Annotated in this window: 20 protein-coding genes and 1 pseudogene; 12 read left to right on the forward strand and 9 right to left on the reverse strand. The window is 47.3% G+C overall.

Features of this window, described 5'->3' with window-relative positions; all coding sequences use genetic code 11:
• The first annotated feature begins 303 nt into the window (after positions 1-303).
• From WCV65_RS04005 to WCV65_RS04015, 3 genes are read left to right on the forward strand one after another with little or no spacing between them, the layout of a single operon-like run.
• Complete coding sequence (locus tag WCV65_RS04005; RefSeq protein ID WP_338780276.1) at positions 304-2,127, forward strand: bacteriocin maturation protein; 1,824 nt, start codon at positions 304-306, stop codon at positions 2,125-2,127.
• Positions 2,124-4,052, forward strand: a complete 1,929-nt coding sequence (locus WCV65_RS04010; protein WP_338780278.1) for a TOMM precursor leader peptide-binding protein — start codon at positions 2,124-2,126, stop codon at positions 4,050-4,052. Before WCV65_RS04005 ends, WCV65_RS04010 begins: the two co-directional genes overlap by 4 nt.
• Before the next feature lie 14 nt (positions 4,053-4,066).
• The gene (locus tag WCV65_RS04015; protein WP_338780280.1) at positions 4,067-5,623 is read left to right on the forward strand and encodes a SagB family peptide dehydrogenase; all 1,557 of its coding nucleotides are present in this window, start codon (positions 4,067-4,069) and stop codon (positions 5,621-5,623) included.
• Positions 5,624-5,736: 113 nt separating this feature from the next.
• Here the strand turns inward: WCV65_RS04015 and WCV65_RS04020 are convergent, their stop codons facing one another.
• The 4 genes from WCV65_RS04020 to WCV65_RS04035 all read right to left on the reverse strand — a co-directional run bounded on the left by WCV65_RS04020 (position 5,737) and on the right by WCV65_RS04035 (position 8,967).
• Positions 5,737-6,057: a metalloregulator ArsR/SmtB family transcription factor gene (locus tag WCV65_RS04020; RefSeq protein WP_338780282.1), complete on the reverse strand. Its 321-nt coding sequence runs from the start codon at positions 6,055-6,057 to the stop codon at positions 5,737-5,739.
• Positions 6,054-6,473 carry an SRPBCC domain-containing protein gene (locus tag WCV65_RS04025; RefSeq protein ID WP_338780284.1) on the reverse strand — a complete coding sequence of 140 codons (420 nt, stop codon included), beginning with the start codon at positions 6,471-6,473 and terminating at the stop codon, positions 6,054-6,056. Before WCV65_RS04025 ends, WCV65_RS04020 begins: the two co-directional genes overlap by 4 nt.
• A gap of 112 nt (positions 6,474-6,585) precedes the next feature.
• A complete protein-coding gene (locus tag WCV65_RS04030) occupies positions 6,586-7,545 on the reverse strand; it encodes a D-2-hydroxyacid dehydrogenase (protein ID WP_338780286.1) in 960 nt (319 codons plus the stop codon).
• Between the two features lie 75 nt (positions 7,546-7,620).
• Positions 7,621-8,967 carry an FAD-dependent oxidoreductase gene (locus WCV65_RS04035; RefSeq protein WP_338780288.1) on the reverse strand — a complete coding sequence of 449 codons (1,347 nt, stop codon included), beginning with the start codon at positions 8,965-8,967 and terminating at the stop codon, positions 7,621-7,623.
• A gap of 151 nt (positions 8,968-9,118) precedes the next feature.
• On the opposite strand from WCV65_RS04035, the pseudogene WCV65_RS04040 reads away from it, so the two are divergent.
• The 4 genes and pseudogenes from WCV65_RS04040 to WCV65_RS04055 all read left to right on the forward strand — a co-directional run bounded on the left by WCV65_RS04040 (position 9,119) and on the right by WCV65_RS04055 (position 11,184).
• Positions 9,119-9,589, forward strand: a pseudogene (locus tag WCV65_RS04040) (DinB family protein).
• A 335-nt stretch (positions 9,590-9,924) separates the two neighbouring features.
• Positions 9,925-10,092: a hypothetical protein gene (locus tag WCV65_RS04045; RefSeq protein ID WP_156505938.1), complete on the forward strand. Its 168-nt coding sequence runs from the start codon at positions 9,925-9,927 to the stop codon at positions 10,090-10,092.
• A 129-nt stretch (positions 10,093-10,221) separates the two neighbouring features.
• Positions 10,222-10,992, forward strand: coding sequence for a TerC family protein (locus WCV65_RS04050; RefSeq protein ID WP_338780291.1), 771 nt, complete (start codon positions 10,222-10,224; stop codon positions 10,990-10,992).
• Positions 10,993-11,184 carry a hypothetical protein gene (locus tag WCV65_RS04055; protein ID WP_338780294.1) on the forward strand — a complete coding sequence of 64 codons (192 nt, stop codon included), beginning with the start codon at positions 10,993-10,995 and terminating at the stop codon, positions 11,182-11,184. It begins immediately after the preceding gene.
• 381 nt (positions 11,185-11,565) lie between these two features.
• Here the strand turns inward: WCV65_RS04055 and rbsK are convergent, their stop codons facing one another.
• The 5 genes from rbsK to WCV65_RS04080 form a co-directional block, all read right to left on the reverse strand.
• Positions 11,566-12,468, reverse strand: a complete 903-nt coding sequence (gene rbsK, locus WCV65_RS04060; protein ID WP_338780296.1) for a ribokinase — start codon at positions 12,466-12,468, stop codon at positions 11,566-11,568.
• A gap of 161 nt (positions 12,469-12,629) precedes the next feature.
• Positions 12,630-13,010 carry an ion channel gene (locus tag WCV65_RS04065; RefSeq protein WP_051860602.1) on the reverse strand — a complete coding sequence of 127 codons (381 nt, stop codon included), beginning with the start codon at positions 13,008-13,010 and terminating at the stop codon, positions 12,630-12,632.
• A gap of 107 nt (positions 13,011-13,117) precedes the next feature.
• The gene (locus tag WCV65_RS04070; RefSeq protein ID WP_035405882.1) at positions 13,118-13,393 is read right to left on the reverse strand and encodes a DUF3986 family protein; all 276 of its coding nucleotides are present in this window, start codon (positions 13,391-13,393) and stop codon (positions 13,118-13,120) included.
• A gap of 78 nt (positions 13,394-13,471) precedes the next feature.
• Positions 13,472-14,110, reverse strand: a complete 639-nt coding sequence (locus tag WCV65_RS04075; RefSeq protein WP_338780300.1) for a hypothetical protein — start codon at positions 14,108-14,110, stop codon at positions 13,472-13,474.
• Between the two features lie 82 nt (positions 14,111-14,192).
• Positions 14,193-14,645, reverse strand: coding sequence for a DUF2269 family protein (locus WCV65_RS04080; RefSeq protein ID WP_035405886.1), 453 nt, complete (start codon positions 14,643-14,645; stop codon positions 14,193-14,195).
• A 217-nt stretch (positions 14,646-14,862) separates the two neighbouring features.
• Between WCV65_RS04080 and WCV65_RS04085 the strand changes: the two genes are divergently transcribed.
• From WCV65_RS04085 to WCV65_RS04105, 5 genes are all read left to right on the forward strand, one after another.
• Positions 14,863-15,210, forward strand: coding sequence for a DoxX family protein (locus WCV65_RS04085; RefSeq protein ID WP_035405888.1), 348 nt, complete (start codon positions 14,863-14,865; stop codon positions 15,208-15,210).
• A gap of 97 nt (positions 15,211-15,307) precedes the next feature.
• A complete protein-coding gene (locus WCV65_RS04090; RefSeq protein WP_338780303.1) occupies positions 15,308-16,306 on the forward strand; it encodes a carbohydrate kinase in 999 nt (332 codons plus the stop codon).
• Positions 16,307-16,367: 61 nt separating this feature from the next.
• Positions 16,368-16,772 carry a VOC family protein gene (locus WCV65_RS04095; RefSeq protein WP_338780305.1) on the forward strand — a complete coding sequence of 135 codons (405 nt, stop codon included), beginning with the start codon at positions 16,368-16,370 and terminating at the stop codon, positions 16,770-16,772.
• Between the two features lie 229 nt (positions 16,773-17,001).
• Positions 17,002-17,454 carry a DUF5082 family protein gene (locus WCV65_RS04100; RefSeq protein ID WP_035405894.1) on the forward strand — a complete coding sequence of 151 codons (453 nt, stop codon included), beginning with the start codon at positions 17,002-17,004 and terminating at the stop codon, positions 17,452-17,454.
• Positions 17,451-17,717, forward strand: coding sequence for a YwqI/YxiC family protein (locus WCV65_RS04105; protein ID WP_338780308.1), 267 nt, complete (start codon positions 17,451-17,453; stop codon positions 17,715-17,717). Before WCV65_RS04100 ends, WCV65_RS04105 begins: the two co-directional genes overlap by 4 nt.
• Positions 17,718-17,729: the final 12 nt, after the last annotated feature.

Consider the following 17,729-nt stretch of genomic DNA (forward strand, 5'->3'; position numbering starts at 1 on the left):
GATTCAAGCCGGATTTTCGGTTGCGTAGGATTTGGCATTTTCCGATGTTTCGGCTGTGTGGGCTGTGTGGGCTGTGCTGGCTGTGCGGGTTGCGGCGGATGCGGCGGGTGTGGAGGATGCGGAGGCTGTGCACGTTGCGGAGGCTGCGCACGCTGCGGAGGCTGTGCACGCTGTGGAGGATGCTTCCGGGGATAGTGATAGTAAAACCTCTGCGCAAGTTTATGCAGAGGTTTTTTTCTTACGCATAACGGACAATTTCTGTTACATATCTTTAAATGATAAAGATGAATAAGGAGGGGCAGAATGCATAATTTGGATCCTTCTATGCGGCTGAAAGTGAATCGTGATACGGTGTTCATCCCGGATCCATCAGGCCAAGTCTATTTCCGGAATAATAGGAGCTCATTCCAAATGGAGGGAAGCACGATTTCCCAGTGGATTGAAAAGCTGCTGCCGATGTTTACGGGTGATCGCACGCTTGATGAATTGACTGCAGGCTTGACGCCTGCTTACCGCGACCGGGTATATGAAATTGCCGGTGTTCTTTACAACAACGGATACTTACGTGATGTCAGCGAGGAACGGCCTCATCAATTGCCTAAACAGGTGCTTAAGTATTTCGGCTCTCAAATTGAGTTTCTTGATACATTCGGGGGATCGGGTGCGGCAAAATTTGAAGATTTCCGGAAAACGAAGGTGTTAGCAGCGGGCTCAGGTCCTTGTTTTGTTTCGCTTGTATCTGCACTGCTTGATTCAGGTTTGACGAAGTTTCATTTGCGAATGACGGACATGACCCCAATCGATAGGGAACGGATCAGAGAGCTTGTGGAGGAAGCACGCAAGTATGGCCATGAGACGGCAGTTGAGGAAATTTCGTCTCAAAGCTGGCAGGACGCTGTTCAGCCCTTTCAAACGATTTTGTATATCTCTGAGGATCGCAGAGAACTGACGGCTCTTCAGCAAATTTGCGAAAGTGAAGGGAAAATTCTGATTCCAGCGATTTTTCTTGGGCATGAGGGGATTGCAGGACCGGTTCTGCATCCGGAGATGAAGAACGATGTGGAGTCGGTGATCAGGAGTGTTCATACAGCTCCGGGGGAAAAAAGCACATCTCCATCTTCAACAGCTGCTGCGATGCTTGCGAACTTGATTGCCTTCGAATGGCTGAAGGAAGCGACGGGGCTAAAGGCTGCAGAGGATCGGCAATTCTATCTGCTGAACCTGGAAACGCTCGAGGGAAGCTGGCATTCCGTTACCCCGCATTTGAAAAAAAAAGCATCGGTCACGCCGGCAGTCCATATTAGAGAGCGAATTGATGGGGAACCGGATCGGAAGCTTGGATATTGGCTCATAAGCTTCAGTGAACTGACCTCACCACAAACAGGCATTTTTCATGCGTGGGAGGAAGGAGAACTGACACAGCTTCCGCTTTCGCAGTGCAGGGTGCAGGCTGTTCATCCGGAAACAGGTGAAATTCTTCCGGAGATTGTCTGCGCAGGTATTCATCACGAAGAGGCCAGAAGAGAAGCGGGACTTGCGGGGATTGAAGCGTATGCCTCCTGCCTGATGGAGACAGACGGAATCGGCGCGGGAGAAACGGTAGCGGAGGCGATTTGCCGGGCGCTTCATAAGGCACTTGAAAGGGAGCTTGGCAAAAGAGGAAAGGAAAACGCTCCGATCTATCCTGTTCAGCTGCATGCAGAGGATGAAGAGTGCCGGTACTACTGGCAGGTACTTAATACGCTGCAGGGACCTCCCGTCATTGGAATTGGAAAGGAAGTAGCGGGCTTCCCGTCCGTGTGGGTCGGTACAGCCAAAGGCTGGACGAATCGTACGGGGCTGAATTTGACCCTTGCGGTGAGAAGTGCCCTGAAGCAGGCGATTCAGCAGGTGCAGTCCTCGAACGTAAACCAAACAGCGAATTCTCCGGTGCTATTGGAGAATGCCATAAGGCTGATGATTCCAGCCTATGAACTGGAGGAAAAAGCTCTGTACAGCTATGCAGAAGATGTTTTAGAGAGGGAAGGGTTTTTTATTGAAATCAAAGAGCTTGAGGTGGATCCGCTAATAAAAGAAGGGATTGCCGGGGTCTTTGGGGTAGCTCTCCGAGAGGGGGAATCCGATTGAAAACAATCGCTGTGATTGGCGAAGGGGCTCTAGCTGAGCTGGCGCGCCAAAAGCTTTCCGAAAGGTATGATGTCATCCATACGGTTCATGCTGATGAAAAGATTGCGGAAGCCGCATTGATTTTGCAGGATCGCTGGAACCCATCTTTTTTTCATGAAACGAGGGAAAGGATTGGGAGGATTCCAAGACTGTATGGGTATGTCACTTTTGGAGAGGGGATTATTGGACCGCTTGAAATAAAAGGATCAATCGGCTGTGTACATTGTGCTTCGGTCAGGAAGCTGATGGCCGGACGGGACCGGAAAGAGATGTGGGACCTGACAGAGAGAATGGCAGAGTCCTCAGGAACAAGCGATGTATGGGCCACCAGGACGGGGCTTGCGCAAATTGTTCACATCCTGGAGAGTGAAGTCCGATTATTGCTGGATGATAGGCCAGTGCGCTCAGATGGAAGCATTTTTTTACTGAATATGAGGACCCTAGAAGGCTCCCGACATTCGTTTCTTCCCGATCCATTCTGTGACGTATGCGGGTCCGTACCTGATGATTGTGCGGAATTGGCGCGGATTGAATTGAAATCAAGTCTAAAAACAGATAAGAACAGCTACAGATGCCGATCAATGGGGGAGCTGTCTAAATTCCTGTCAAAGGATTACCTGGACTCAAGCACCGGACTTTTCAATGAAAAAGTAGTAGATCTTAGTACGCCTTTTGCAGATACGATGGTGAACCTGCCTCTATTCGGAGGGAATGAAGGAACGGCCGGCCGGACACTTTCCTATGAGGCAAGTGAAATGACTGCCATCCTTGAAGGCCTGGAACGGTACTGCGGCTACACGGCGCGCGGGAAAAATACAGTCATACGCGAGAGATACCGCAACTTAACGGGGCAGGCAATAAATCCGCTTACAGTAGGGGTTCATGCACCTGAAAAATATGCAGATCCGGATTTTCCTTTTCAGCCGTTCCATCCGGACCGGAAGCTCAACTGGGTGTGGGGATACTCATTTCTGCAGGAGCGGCCGGTTCTCGTTCCAGAATTGCTTGCTTATTACAGCATGGGGTGCGGGCATAAAGGCGGATTTGTATATGAAACATCCAACGGCTGTGCGGTCGGAGGAAGCTTGGAGGAGGCCATTTTCCATGGAATTATGGAGGTGGCGGAACGCGATTCCTTCCTGATTACATGGTATGCAAGGCTTGGCTTGAGACGAATCGATCCGCGGTCATCCGGAGATACCGAATTGAATTTGATGCTTGACCGGATGGAGACGCTGAACGGGTATGATCTTTATTTGTTCCAGTCTACGATGGAGCATGGGATTCCGAGTATTTGGGCTGTGGTAAAGAACCGCAGGGACAGCGGCATGAATTTGATGTGTGCAGCAGGCGCCCACCTCGATCCGGTCAGGGCTGTGAAAAGTGCCGTTTTTGAACTTGCGGGAATGATGGGAGCCCTTGGTGAGCGGCTGGATGATAATCGGGAGAAATATGCGAGGATGCTCGAGGATGGTTCATTGGTAAGGCAGATGGAGGATCATGGGATGCTGTATGGCTTGCCGGAAGCTGAGGAACGATTGAACTTTCTGCTTCAGGATGACCGACCGCTTTTGAGTTTCGAGGAGGCCTTCGAGCGCGCTCCGATCAGAACGGATATAAAGGATGATCTCGAAGACGTAATTTTACGGTTCAAGAAACGGAATATGGATGTCATTGTCGTGGATCAGACGGCTCCGGAGCTGAAACAAAATGGACTGCACTGTGTAAAGGTGCTGATTCCGGGAATGCTCCCGATGACGTTTGGCCATCATTTAACCCGCGTAACGGGTCTTGAGCGGGTGCTGAAGGTGCCGGCTGAGCTTGGTTACAGAAATGGACCGCTGGCACCGGAGGAGCTTAATCCATATCCTCATCCGTTTCCATAGGGAGGAGTGTTCGCTTGAATCTCGAGAAATTTCTATATACGATTCATTTTGATATGGATCAGGCGAGTCCTCCGGATTGGCAGCCGGATTGGGAGGATGCACCGTTCCCTTATAAGCTGTACCGGAATCTTCCGCGCATCCCGCTTGATGCAGATATCCCTCTTTCGCTGGCTGCGCCTGAGTCCCCTTGTCAGCCTGACTTGAGAAGGCTGGGGCATTTTCTCTGGTACACATATGGATTGGCGCAAATTTCCCAAACGGTCTACCCCGAGGAGGAATCCGAAGAACTTTCGCAATCCTTAAGAAGATTTGCCCCTTCAGGCGGCGGTTTGTATCCAAACGAATTGTATGTCTATTTGAAGCTTGAGGATATTCCTGCCGGTGTCTATCATTACGATGTTGCCCGTCATGGGCTGGTCCTATTACGGGAAGGAAATGCCGATGATTATCTGGGGAAAGCACTTGGGGACCGCTGCGACGTTGCCTCCTGTTTTGGAACGGTGCTGATTTCAGCGAGATTTTGGAAAAATTTCTTCAAATACAATCAGTTTTCCTACCGTTTGCAGGGGCTTGATGCAGGAGTCTTGATCGGGCAGCTGGAGGAGACAGCGAAGCGGTTTGGTTTTGCAGCAGGTGTGTATTTTCAGTTCCTCGACAGGGCTGTCAATCATCTGCTTGGTTTGAGAGACGACGAGGAAAGTGTGTATGCCGTCATTCCGCTTTCCACCGGTGCAACGAGGTGGTGTGCAGGCGGGAACCGGACAGAGTTGTCCGCGGAGGAACTGAGCAGAACCATTCCCGCCATAAAAACAAGCTACGAGACCGGCTCGAAGAGGATTATGGAGTTTCCTGCTTTATTATATGCCAATGAGGCATCCTATCTTGATTTCTCTGAATCATTCAAACGAATGAGACCAGTCGAAAAATCAGCTGAACAAGGACGAAGGCTAAAGCTGCCTGGAAAAGGATTTTCCTATGACCTGGCCGAGGCGTGCCGAAACCGGTTTTCCCCGGAAATGGATTTTACGCAGGGAAAAATCAGCATGGCCCAAGTGGGGGATCTGCTGAAAGAGTCGTTCCGTTCATATGCCAGCCGGAACGATCTCGACGGGTTAGGAAAAAACAGACCGCGCGTTTCCGTGTATGGGTGCTTCTACAGGGTGGACGGCATTCCGGACGGGGCGTATCAGTATCACGAAGCCGAGCAGGAGCTAGAGGAAATCAGACCCGGGGATCACCGTTTTTTCCTGCAGGAGGCCATGTCGCTTGACAACGTCAATCTGTATCAAGTCCCGTTGGTCATTCATATAGCCGGAACCCGGGACCACCTGCTGTCTGAGCTCGGGTACAGAGGGTACCGAATTCAGCAAATGGAAGCAGGCATGCTCACACAGCGTCTCCTGCTCACCGCAGCGGCTATCGGCTGGGGCGGTCATCCGCTGCTTGGCTACGATGTAAATAAATGTGACGCCCTTTACGGGATGGATGGGAGGGGAGAAACGTGCCTGATCCAGATCCCAGTCGGCCCTTACCGGAAACGGTCATGGCTTACAGGGGGGCTGAATAGATAAGCGTTTTATTGAACTTCCACAGTTTGCTGGAATGAAAACCCAAAATAGCTGTACGCGATATGAAGCCGATTGATCAATCTTGTAAAGAACCGCCTTTATTCAGGCGGTTTTTCTTATTCCTCTTCAACTAAGTATTTCAGCATCGACAATTTGTTTTTCCAGAAACGCTCGTAGTAGGAGAGCCAGTCTTTTACCTCGGCAAGCGGTTCTGGCTGCAGGCTGTAAAGCTTTTCCCGGCCTGCTTTTCTTCCTTTAACAAGCTTCGCTTCAGAGAGAATGTGAAGATGCTTGACGATTGCGGTCCGGCTGATGGGAAAATGGGATGTAATTTCGGAGATCGGAAGCTCTTTTTCACTCAGTAATTGAAGAACCTTTCGTCTTGTAGGGTCTGCAATTGCCTGGAATACATCATGTTTCTCAGCACTTGAAGTCATTCACCTTCAACAGCCTTTTTCAGGCGCTCCTGAACAATTCCATTCCAGCCGCGGCTCATACGGTCCCGAACAATGGAGCTTTTTTCGTTAGCTTTTGTCAGGAGGTCATCCGGCTTTTTCCATCCGCTGTGAATGAGCGTAAACTCTGTTGAATCTCCTAAATCCTTCAGCAGGAATGAAACAATCCAGCCGTCCGTATCCCAGGAAAAAGAAAGTTTTACAGGTGGATCAATTTCCAGAACTCTGCAAGGAGAGGGACCGAATGGAGACTGTATATGAAATTCGAATCCTTCCTCTGGCTCGAAGCTGTTGGGCATAAACCATTTTGCAATCCCTTCTGAAGTGGACACCGTTTCCCAAACCTTATTAATGGGTGCTTTAAGGGTTACAGTTTGGATAATATCCGGTAGGCTCATATAAATTCTCCTTTATTGTGAAATAACACCTTTTGGTTATAAAAAAATAATATAACACCAAAAGGTTTCATGTCAAACGAAAAACAAAGAGGCCCTGGACCAGGCCTCCTTCTTAATAACCTTTATCAAAATCCACCCGGTTCACATCCGGCTGTTCTCCATCCAAATATCTTTTCAGATTCGGAATCAGAATCTCTCCGATGACCCGTTCATCATAATATTCCGTGGAGCCGGCTGTATGAGGAGTCACAATCACATTTTCCATGTCCCACAGAGGACTGCTGTTTTCAAGCGGCTCATTTTCAAATACATCGAGACCCGCACCGGCAATTTCGCCGGATTGAAGAGCTGCGATCATGTCTTTTTCTTCCACAATATCACCGCGGCCGATGTTGATGAAGAATGCGGAATTCTTCATTAGGGAGAATTGTTCTTTTCCAATCATCTTGTGTGTATCTTTTGTGAGCGGGAGGGTGACGACAACATAATCGCATTCCGGCAGCATGTCATTCAGCTGATCCGGTGTGTACATTTCGTCCACATAATCCGCATCCTTGCCGGAATGCCTCAATCCCAGAACCTTCATATTAAAGGCTTTCGCGATTTTTGCTGTTTCTTTTCCAATCGCACCAATCCCTAATATTCCAACTGTTTTATTATGGATCTCAAGTTTGAGGTTTGCATGGTGCCACGTTTTGGCTTGCTGATTGCGGACGTAAGCATGGATATTCCGGGTGAGACCGAGCATCATCGCGAAAATGGTTTCGGCAATCGGGTAGGCGTGCACCCCGTTTGCACTTGTCAATGCAATCGATTTTTCCTTAAGTGTTTCAAGCGGCATATCGTTAACGCCTGCACTCCATGATTGAATCCATTTAAGTCCGGCTGCATGTGGAAGGTGTTCTTCCATTCCCTTTCTCCAGCCGGCGATGATTTCTGCTTCGCCGATGTCCTGCTCCCAAATCGATGAGTCCCTTCCGACAATCAGTTTCCAGTCCGGAATGGCATCCTGCAGCTGCTGTATGTACGAATCAGCCAGATTTTGCCCTATAATCATTTTTCGTTTCCCCATAAAAATCCCCCCATTCCAGTCTTTCCCTTATTGTACCAAAGGAAGGAATGGACATGGGGAATGGTGCTCCGGAGCTTACCTGATTGCCTGCGGGAATTGAAATACTCGAGACGGATCATAACGGTCATTTACTTCCCTGAGCCTCTCTGCATTGGCACCATAATAGGCCGTTTCATAGTTTGGCAGTTCACTTATCGGAAAATTGACAAACGAACCTTCTGTGAGCGACTCAAGAATCCGGAAGCGCTGGACGACCCACCGCTGGTTGACGGAAGCATATCTGTCTTCCTCCCAAACGGACTGAATGCCTGCGATATAGCGGGCATTTCGGTAATAAAAGGCCGTTTCATTTGGTTTTACCTCCTGCACCTTTCCGCCAAGGGCATAAACCGTCAGTCCCGCAAAAATTGAACCGGGAGGCTTGTTTTGGATCAATTCCACAAGAGTTCTGATTTCATCAGACGTATAGGTTTTAAAAACGAACCGGCCGGTTGATTTGAATTTTTCAGAGGACGGATAGGATTTCTCCACCTCTCTGACCGCCTCTAAAAAGGGCTTCTCTTCAGCGGAAAGTTCCATCCCGCTGATCTTTGCAAATGGGCTAAGGATTCTTTTCGCTTCATCGGCCGCACCATAGTAAAATCCCCGGCCGAAAATGGCCATTCCTTCTGCGGCAGAGTCATACAATGTGGTGCTGATCGTGATTTTCCGGTCAGCCCGCGGCAGCCATTTTTGCCATGTGAGTAGAAACTGTTCCATGATTGCGGGGGAGGCATCAGGGCGGTAAAGCTGGACAAGCGTGACTGTACGGATTTTGGGAGGCAATCGGAACGTCATGGAAACGACGACTCCGAAGTTGCCGCCGCCGGCTCCTTTGCAAGCCCAGAAAAGGTCTTTGTTTTCTCTTTTACTTGCTTTTATGAGATCTCCTTCAGCGTTAATCAGCTCAAGCCCAATCAAACTGTCGCAGCCAAGTCCGAAATAGCGGCTCGAGTATCCCCAGCCGCCGCCAAGGACATATCCGCTCACTCCGACGGTCGGACAGGTGCCCCCTGGAAAAGGATAGCCCCTTTTACCGGCAAACTCGTAAATTTGTTCATTTTTCACGCCTCCGCCAGCAGTAAGGGTGTTGGCTGTTGCATCCAATTTAATGGAACTCAACCGGCTGACATCCAGAACGAGCACATGATTGCCTGTGGAATATCCCTCATAATGGTGGCTTCCTGACCGGATTCGCAGATCAATCCGGTGCTTAACGGCCCATCTGACGGCATTGGAGACATCCTGAACGGATGATGCGTACACGATGACAAGCGGGAATTTTTGAATGGCCCGGTTCCATTCCTGCCGTGCCTCTTCATATTCCGCATTTTTCCTTGTAACGACTTCTCCGGTTAACCCATTCAAATCCAGTCCAAACATGCAGCTAGCACCGCCTCGCTCCTATAGTCTCTTATATAGATATGGGGAGGCGTTCCCTGGCATTCCAAACAAACTTCTTTTATAAAATAGGCAGGAGATAAGAGTCGCAGTCAGAAGGTATAGTCGATAAAACGATAGGAGGCGAATGACATTGTTCTTAACCTTGGATGGATTTTGTCAGCTATGGGCGTTTGAAGCAGATGCCACTCAACGAGTTCTGAATCAGCTTACAGACGAATCACTTGCCCAGGAATCCGGCCCTCAGAATTGGACGTAGGGAAGGATTTCCTGGCACATCGTTGCAGCGATTGGAAACATTGCTTCCCAGAGCCAATTGGAATACGATGGTCCGGCAGAGGATTTTCCGGTTCCGGAATCAGCGGAGTTCATTAAAAAAGAATATGAAAAAGCGAGCAACATGCTGGTTGAGGCATTTTAAGAGCAATGGACCGATGCAAATCTTTCCGAAGAGCATCCTGTAGCAGGAAGGAACATATCGAAAGAATCCCTCCTTTTCTTCCTAATCCAGCATCAGATTCACCACCGGGGCCAGATGACGATCTTAATGCGCCAGGCAGGGCTTAAGGTTCCGGGCATCTATTTACCTTCAAAGGAAGAATAGGCACTGGCAGGTATGGAAGAACCGAAGATGTAAAAATTCTTGACAGACAGCCCGGGTATCCATTATGCTTTTTTTAACAGCTGAAGAGTAAAGGCTGCGCTCGATTACAGAGCTCATATACTCCAAAGGGGAGTAGCTTACAGTTATGTCGACAATACGTGATGCATGCATCGCCGGCCTGACTGGCAACAGCAATGTTGTTTGCGAGACCTTTGCCATTATGGTGAAGGGATAATTACGGATAATTCTAACCTTCACCGGCCAATGGTGGAGGTTTTTTGTTTACACAAAAACCCTTCAGAAATCTAAATGGATGAAGGAGAAATGGATACCTGTTGAAACCGCAAAAGAATCTTCTTTTGTTTGTGACGATGCTTGTCACGTTTAAGCTGTACGCTGTAGCAATTATGACACTTGAAATTTACAACCCGCCGAGAAGTCTCTCCCTGCAATCCCAGCAGAGCCAAACGGATCAGCCGCGGCTTTTGCTTAACCATAAATGAAAATACGTTCACTAAATGTTCGCATTTAAATGAATGGACGACAAAGTTTTAGGGAAACTTCAGAATGAGCAAAGTCATAAAGTTCGGGGCATTACTAAATAAGAATAAGAATGAGAAGGGGGACATAATTTGGACGCTGGATTATTGCTGGAATATGGATGGGTTCTGCTCATCCTGATCGGGTTGGAAGGAATCCTTGCTGCGGATAATGCTCTTGTTATTGCGACGATGGTTAAACATCTTCCTGAAGAAAAGCGGAAAAAAGCATTATTTTACGGTTTGGCCGGGGCTTTTATTTTCCGCTTTGGATCGCTATTTATTATTTCCTATCTGGTAGATATTTGGCAGGTGCAGGCAATCGGAGCCCTGTATTTATTGGGAATTGCGTTTTACCATATCCTGAAGAAGCATGTCCTGAAGCCTAAGGTGAAGGAAAATGCCAAGCCGGAAAAAGAGGGATCCGGCTTCTGGATGACGGTCATCAAGGTTGAGGTAGCGGATATCGCATTTGCGGTAGACGCCATTCTTGCAGCGGTTGCGCTCGCAGTAACCTTACCGGAAACGAGCCTTCCTAATATCGGAGGACTTGACGGGGGCCACTTCGCGGTCATCCTCACTGGCGGAATTATCGGGCTGGTCATCATGAGATTCGCGGCCAGCTACTTTGTCGTCTTGCTTGAGAAGAGACCGGGTCTTGAAACGGCTGCGTTTGCAATCGTTGCCTGGGTAGGGGTAAAGCTTGCTGTATACGCCCTTTCTCATCCGCAGCTGGCCATTATTTCTGAAGGATTTGGGAAAAGTGTCACGTGGAAAGTGATTTTCTGGTCTGTTTTGATTTTGATTGCTGTCGTAGGCTGGTTTTTATCCAAGCCAAAAGGTGAAGTGGAAGCAGGGAGATAGATGAGAAGAGCTGGCCAAAAGGCCGGCTCTCTTTTTGTGGGGCGTGCGGCTGGTGTTGAAGGTGTGGATGCTGAATCGGCGGATGCTGAAGCGGGGTCAGTCCCGCGATGCTTCACCGCAAAGGGGGACAGAGACCTTTATCAGGAAGGCCTTATGGGACAAGGGTTTGCGAGCGAGGTGCCAGAGCTTTAGTGCGGTAACATTTTGCGGGACTGGCACGGTGCCAGTCCCGTCCTCCTTCACCGCATAAGGGGACAGAGGCTAATATCCTGGAGTCCTTATGGGTCAAGGGTTTGCGGGGGATGGTGCCCAAGCTTTAGTACGGTAAAATTTGAGGGGACTGGCCCCATTGAGAGTCTATTCGCCACCGATGAAGCGGACGAAATAATTGATTACGGGCAGTTCCGTGTCGATAACGGGCAAAACCGTGTCGATAACGGGCAAAACCATGTCGATTACGGGCAAAACGACAATCCCTGCCTCCAACCATACAAAAAAAGACGCACGGAGTTCCGTACGTCTTTTTTGTTGGTATCGGTGTGGCTCAAGATCTGCCAGCACTATCAAAAGTTGTTAAGAATTTCGTGTTTCCTCATCCAGAAGCTCTCGTTCGACCTCATCTCTTGATGGCATCCCGCCCTGCGCACCGAATTTCGTCACTGAAATCGAGGCTGCTTTGTTGGCGAAACGGATACTTTCTGGGAGGCTTTTTCCTTCTGATAGAGCTACCGCGAATGCTGCATTAAAGGTATCGCCTGCACCTGTCGTATCCAATGCTTCAACCTTAAATGAGGGAATGACGGTTTCTTTTTTCCCGTCATGATAGCGGACACCGTTTTTTCCTTCCGTCACAAGCAGCTTATTCGGATTATCTTCAAGTGCTTGCTTAATGGAGGTTTCGCCAAAGATCAGCCTTGCTTCTGTTTCGTTTGGTGTCAGGTAAGATGCATTAGCCAATATGCTTTCTGCCGCATTTCTCGCTGGTGCCGGGTTCAAAAGAAGAGGAATGCGATACTGCCGGCAAAGCTCGCTTACATGCTCCACTGTGTCTTCCGGAATTTCCTGCTGAATCAGAACCATCGAAGATTCGCGGATGACTGGAAGCGCATCATCAACAAGGGCAGGTGTCACAAGTTTATTGGCACCTTGGACAACAATGATGCTGTTGTCACCTTCCGCCAGAATGATATGGGCCGTACCGCTGGACGTATCACTAACGGATTTCACATAATCGGTACGAACCCCGTTCTTATGTAAGTTGCTTACAATCGCTTCCCCATACGGATCATCTCCCACACATCCTACCATGTATACATCTGCTCCCAATCGCGCCGCCGCTACCGCCTGGTTCGCCCCTTTTCCTCCAGGGACGCTTTTAAAATCCTCCCCCAGAATCGTTTCTCCTGCTTCCGGACGCTTTGCTGCTGTGACAACAAGGTCCATAGAAGAACTTCCTATTACTGTGATGGTGGCCATATCGATCCCTCTTTCGTCGTTTTTCTTGTCTATCGCGGACTGTTATGATTCTGCAAATCCTCTGGCATGGATATGCCGGGACTGTGCGCTTTATTCAGATTTAAATTACTTGGTTAGACTGGCAACCCGCAAACAAAAGAACTGAAAAAAGCACGAAGAAATCAATTTCCTTCCCCATGCTTTTTCTCTTCTTCCTTAAGCTTCTCCTTCACTTCATTCGGAAATAAATTGATTACCAGGGCAACAGGCAATAAATAACCGATAAAAGCCTGGATCGATGCAAACAATCTGGATAATTCAAACGGTGTAATATCTCCGAATCCGACTGATAAATTGGTGACGAGGCTGAAATACAGGCATTTTAAAATAAGAGCGTAAAGAGTCAAACCTTTTTCGTCCAAGTAGTGTTCCTTCAGATGACCAGCCCCGCTTAATTCCAAGCCTAAGTATATTGCCGCAAAAAGGATAATGGAAACTAAGTAGATAACCGCAAACAGGAGAAACCCTGTCCAGGTTTTGTGCATATGGATACGTGGAAACAAGAGTACTCAATCCTTTCAGACTGGGGGTTATCGTACCCTTATACCCTTTTCCTTAAGAAATAGGCTATCTTACTAAAAATTTAACGATTGAAGTTGATATGACTCCTTTAATTTGGAACTATTTTTTGGCTGTATAACCACTGTTCAAATTGCTTTGCACCGTAATCATAATCAAGTTCCTTCATTTCAACTGAAAAAATTCTAGTGCCGAAGTGTTCGAACGATAATTCGCTATCTTGAACGGGGTTTTTTAAATCGTATTGTTCAAAATCAAAGAAGATGTCCCAGATTTCTTGTGACTGCCTTTTATAAGCAATTGCTTCTAAATCAAAACCATTTTTGTAATAACCTAAGTGAAGATGGTATCTATCGTCATATAACACGTATACACCTTTTTATTTTTCATTGAAACCCGCACTTTTTCTTATGAAGAAATAAAGACCCCTAAAAGGAGTCTCTTCTTATCCCGTCATTTCTTTCGTTTCCTTCATGGTTCCCGCCCTCTGCGTAATCCATTTAGAACAGAGAACGTAGGATCGCTGATAGATCGGACTTTGGATAAACGGATAGATGAACGTGAAGATAAAAACCGGTCCTCCGATGACTAATCCGATCACCACCACAAGACATTCAATCAGAATTCTGACCCGGCTAATGGAAATACCCGTTTTATCAGACAGGGAAAGCATGAATCCATCTCTTGGACCGGCACCAATACCGGCAGCGGAATACATGCCGCCGCCGATTCCCATCGTGATAATGGCCAGAAGCAGAATTCCTATATCTGCAGGAAGGCTGGACGGGCGGGGGAGGAAGCCGAGAAATAAAAAGGCATCCACCATCACTCCCACCAGGACAGCATTCAACAGGGTACCGATGTTTATGTACTTCCTGCCGATGAACAGGGAACAGCCAATGAGAAAAAGTCCGACGAGGATCGTCCATGTTCCGATGGTTAAACCAAATCGGTCCTTCAATGCAATATTCAGCATATCCCAAGGACTCACACCTAAATATTGAACCTGAATAGCCATTGCGATTCCATAGCTGAAAATTGTTAATCCAATGAGAAAAATCATCAATCTGAAACTGTACCGCATCTGTCTTCCCCTTTTTTGCTTGTTAAAATTGACTATACGCCACTTGAGGGGGAAAATAAACTAAGTTTTTTGATGAGAGAAGTTAAAACGGCTTCAGCACCATCAGTGCGATTAAGATGATGGCAGCGGAGTGAAGAAATCCATTATAAGGGGCCATGCTTTTCCCGATTTGATGATAGGATTCCGGCAGATCTTCACCCGTATGGCCATCAAGAATGGCTTTTTGCTCGGCAATCCGCTTTGGAAGAATACCGGCAGCAATTGGCTGCACGGCTACATAAATAATGAGAGAGGCAATGAACCATATTTTAGTGAATAGATCGGGATTGAGGATGCCGAGTACTAATCCAGTGACAAGAAGGGTGATGCTTCCGATTTTGGCGAGTTTTTCAATTCCTGCATTCACATGAATGGCAAAATGTGCTTGTGCAGCTGTCTTAGGCCTGTTCATCAGAATTGGAAGGGCGAAGGTAGCCCCGAGTCCGCACACGGCGGCAATTACATGAATAAGAACAATGATTCCATAAATGCTCATAAACCTTTCCTCCTAGAATAATGATAGGATAATAATACCAAAATATAATCCGGAGTATTTAATAAATTACAAAATTTACAATTTGTAATATAAAAGTAAACTTGGAATATTTATCTTTTGAAACAAGACTAAAAGCAAAATACCAGGAATATATAATACTGTAACTCAGTCTTCCTGACATACATGAGGTTCATCACAAAGCGAGGAGGAAGTAAAGATGGGTACAGTTGCCTTTATTCTTCAAATTTTATTAGGTTTAGCGTTCCTTTTCTTCGGCTTTAACAAATTTGGTTCAAAGATGAACGAGGAGTTTACCCGCTACGGCTATCCGCAATGGTTCAAAATTGTAACTGGGATTGTCGAGCTTGTGAGCGGGGCTTTTCTGCTCGCGGGTTACTGGAACGATCAGCTGACGGCATGGGGCTCGCTGCTTGCGACATTAACGATGCTCGGAGCGGTTGTGACCCACTTGAAAGTAAAGGATGCGGGATCGAAGTATACAGTGCCGGTTGTGCTCCTGCTGCTTTCAGCTCTTCTTCTGTATTTGAACAGCGGTAATCTTTAATGAAAAAAGCCCCTTTTGCTTGGCATGAGGGGTTTTTCGTGTTCACCGAAATGGAATTAGGATATGATGGGGTAAAAGCAAAAGAACGGGTGACACGATGAAAAAAGTGTACTGTATCGGCGAAACACTGATTGATTTTATCCCTCTTCAAAAAAACAAAGCGTTAAAAGAAGTCGGAGGCTTTGAAAAAGCAGCCGGCGGTGCGCCGATGAATGCTGCCATAGCGGTTGCGAAATACGGCGGGCAATCCGTAATGCTGACCAAAATGGCGAATGACCATTTCGGCGATTTCCTGATGGATGTGATGTGTGCCAACGGAGTCGACGTCTCCCATATTGTTAGGACCGACGAAGGGGAGACCGGTCTTGCCTTCGTATCCGTCGACAAGGACGGGGAACGAAGCTTTACTTTTTACCGGAAAAATGCGGCGGATTTGCTGCTGGAGCCTGAAGAGGTTGCCGGCGTTCAGTTTCAGGAGGGCGACTTTCTGCACTTCTGTTCCGTTGATTTGGTGGAAAGTCCAATTAAGCAGACCCATTTGAACGTGATCGAAGCTATTCGAAAGGCAAACGGCACCGTCTGCTTTGACTTGAATGTCCGAATCCCGCTCTGGCCTGACGAAGCAAGCTGCCGGGAAACGATTCTGGATTTTGTTCCTCTCGCAGATCTTATTAAAGTATCGAGTGAAGAGCTAGAATTTGTCACGGCGATTCCGGATGAAAACAAAGCCATTCAATCCCTGCTCTGCGGCCACGTCAAAGCCGTCGTCTATACAAAAGGAGGCGATGGAGCGGCAATCTATTTAAAAGAGGGCCAGGTTTTCAAAGATCCAGGCTTTAAAGTAACCGTCGAAGACACGACCGGTGCGGGAGATGCGTTTATCGGCGGATTGTTAAGCGAGTTGCTGAGCCTTGAGGCAAAACCGGACAGTCTCATTCAAACGCTGCAAACCCATCATGAACAGCTGCTTACTTTTTCCAATGCAAGCGGAGCACTTGCCGCATCTGTCAAAGGAGCCATTGAAGCGGCACCTGGCAGGGAGAAGGTAATGAAATTTATCGAAGCTCAGCGGCCAGCGGCAGGCCATTTTAAATGAAGGAAAAGAAAATATCTTTACATGGAACAGCAGATATAGCAGCGTAAGGAGGTCATAAATTTTGAAACTTGATCATACCGGGATTGCCGTTAGAAGAATAGATGAAGCGATTGATTTTTACACTGAATTCCTCGGGGGCAAACTCGTCGAACGATATACAAGCGAAAAACCTGGGGTGGAAACCCACATTGCGGTCATCCACCTCGATAACCAGGTCATCGAACTTCTCGAACCGACCAGCAAAACCTCGCCCATCGACCGGTTTATCAGACAGAAGGGAAAGGGTGTCCATCATTTGGCGTACGAAGTAGACGATTTGGATAAAGCCATCGAAGAATATGAAGCACGCGGAATGACTTTTTTAAAGGATACATACCGAACCAATCCGTTCGGAAGAAGACTCATATATATGAATCCCGCCCACACACACGGACAGATTATCGAACTTTGTGATTATAAAGGATAAATGGAAGCAGCGTCGGATTTCGTTCCGGGGCTGTTTTTTTATAGGTTATTATTCATGCAGGTTGCAGTAATGAGCCTGTTGGAACTAGTTCATATCACTCATTTGTAAAATTAACTGGAAATAAGATGAGGACTTTCTTCCAATTGGGGTATATGGTAAAAAATGATAAAATTAAGAGTAGATGAATGTGGTATTTTGGCGAAAATAACTAGTTTTTGAGGTGAATGAGATGGATTTATGGGGAGCGCTCAATAGCGCCCAATCGTACATCAGCGGCGGAATTGAAGGCTTAGAGGAGAAAATCAGAAAGCTTCAAAAAGCAAACAGTGACCTTTCCAAAGAGCAGGATCAGGGGCAAAGGGAGATTAAGATCATCCAGCAGCCGGATCTTGCCAATGAGTGGAAGGGTCCGCGTGCGAACGATTTTGATCAGTCACGTGAAGCGGCCTATAAGGACATGGAGAGTGTCTTCAGCAAGGATTACGATGAATATCAAGAAAAAATCAGCAGTGAAATACAGAGATTGCAAAGTCAGCTGAATGATTTAAAGATGGCGATGGCCTTTGCGTCTTCGATTGAAGATGGTCTAAAAGCCGTTGATGACACGCTTGAAAGTGCCCAAAAGAAATTGGCTTCAATCGGAAATGATATTGAAAGCCTGACGAAGAAGGTGTTCTCATGACGGACATTAAGCTTGACCATGCTGAGGTTATGAACCAGCTGGCTGATATGAAAAAAGCGCTGTGCGAAATCAAAATCGATCCTCCTTCCGCTGAGTCCCTTGGAGAAAATGAACTTAAGTTTACGAAGCTGTGGCTTGAAAAAGAGGAGCAAATCCATAAGTTCGCCGGTGAATACGTAAAAGCGGTCCTGAAAAATATTGAAGACACCGAAGACAACGTGAATTATTTGAGAGAGCAGGATGAAGCGATCACAATGAAATAAGTAAAGAGAGGC

Origin of the sequence: Metabacillus sp. FJAT-52054, assembly GCF_037201815.1 — a bacterium.
Classification (GTDB): domain Bacteria; phylum Bacillota; class Bacilli; order Bacillales; family Bacillaceae; genus Metabacillus_B; species Metabacillus_B sediminis.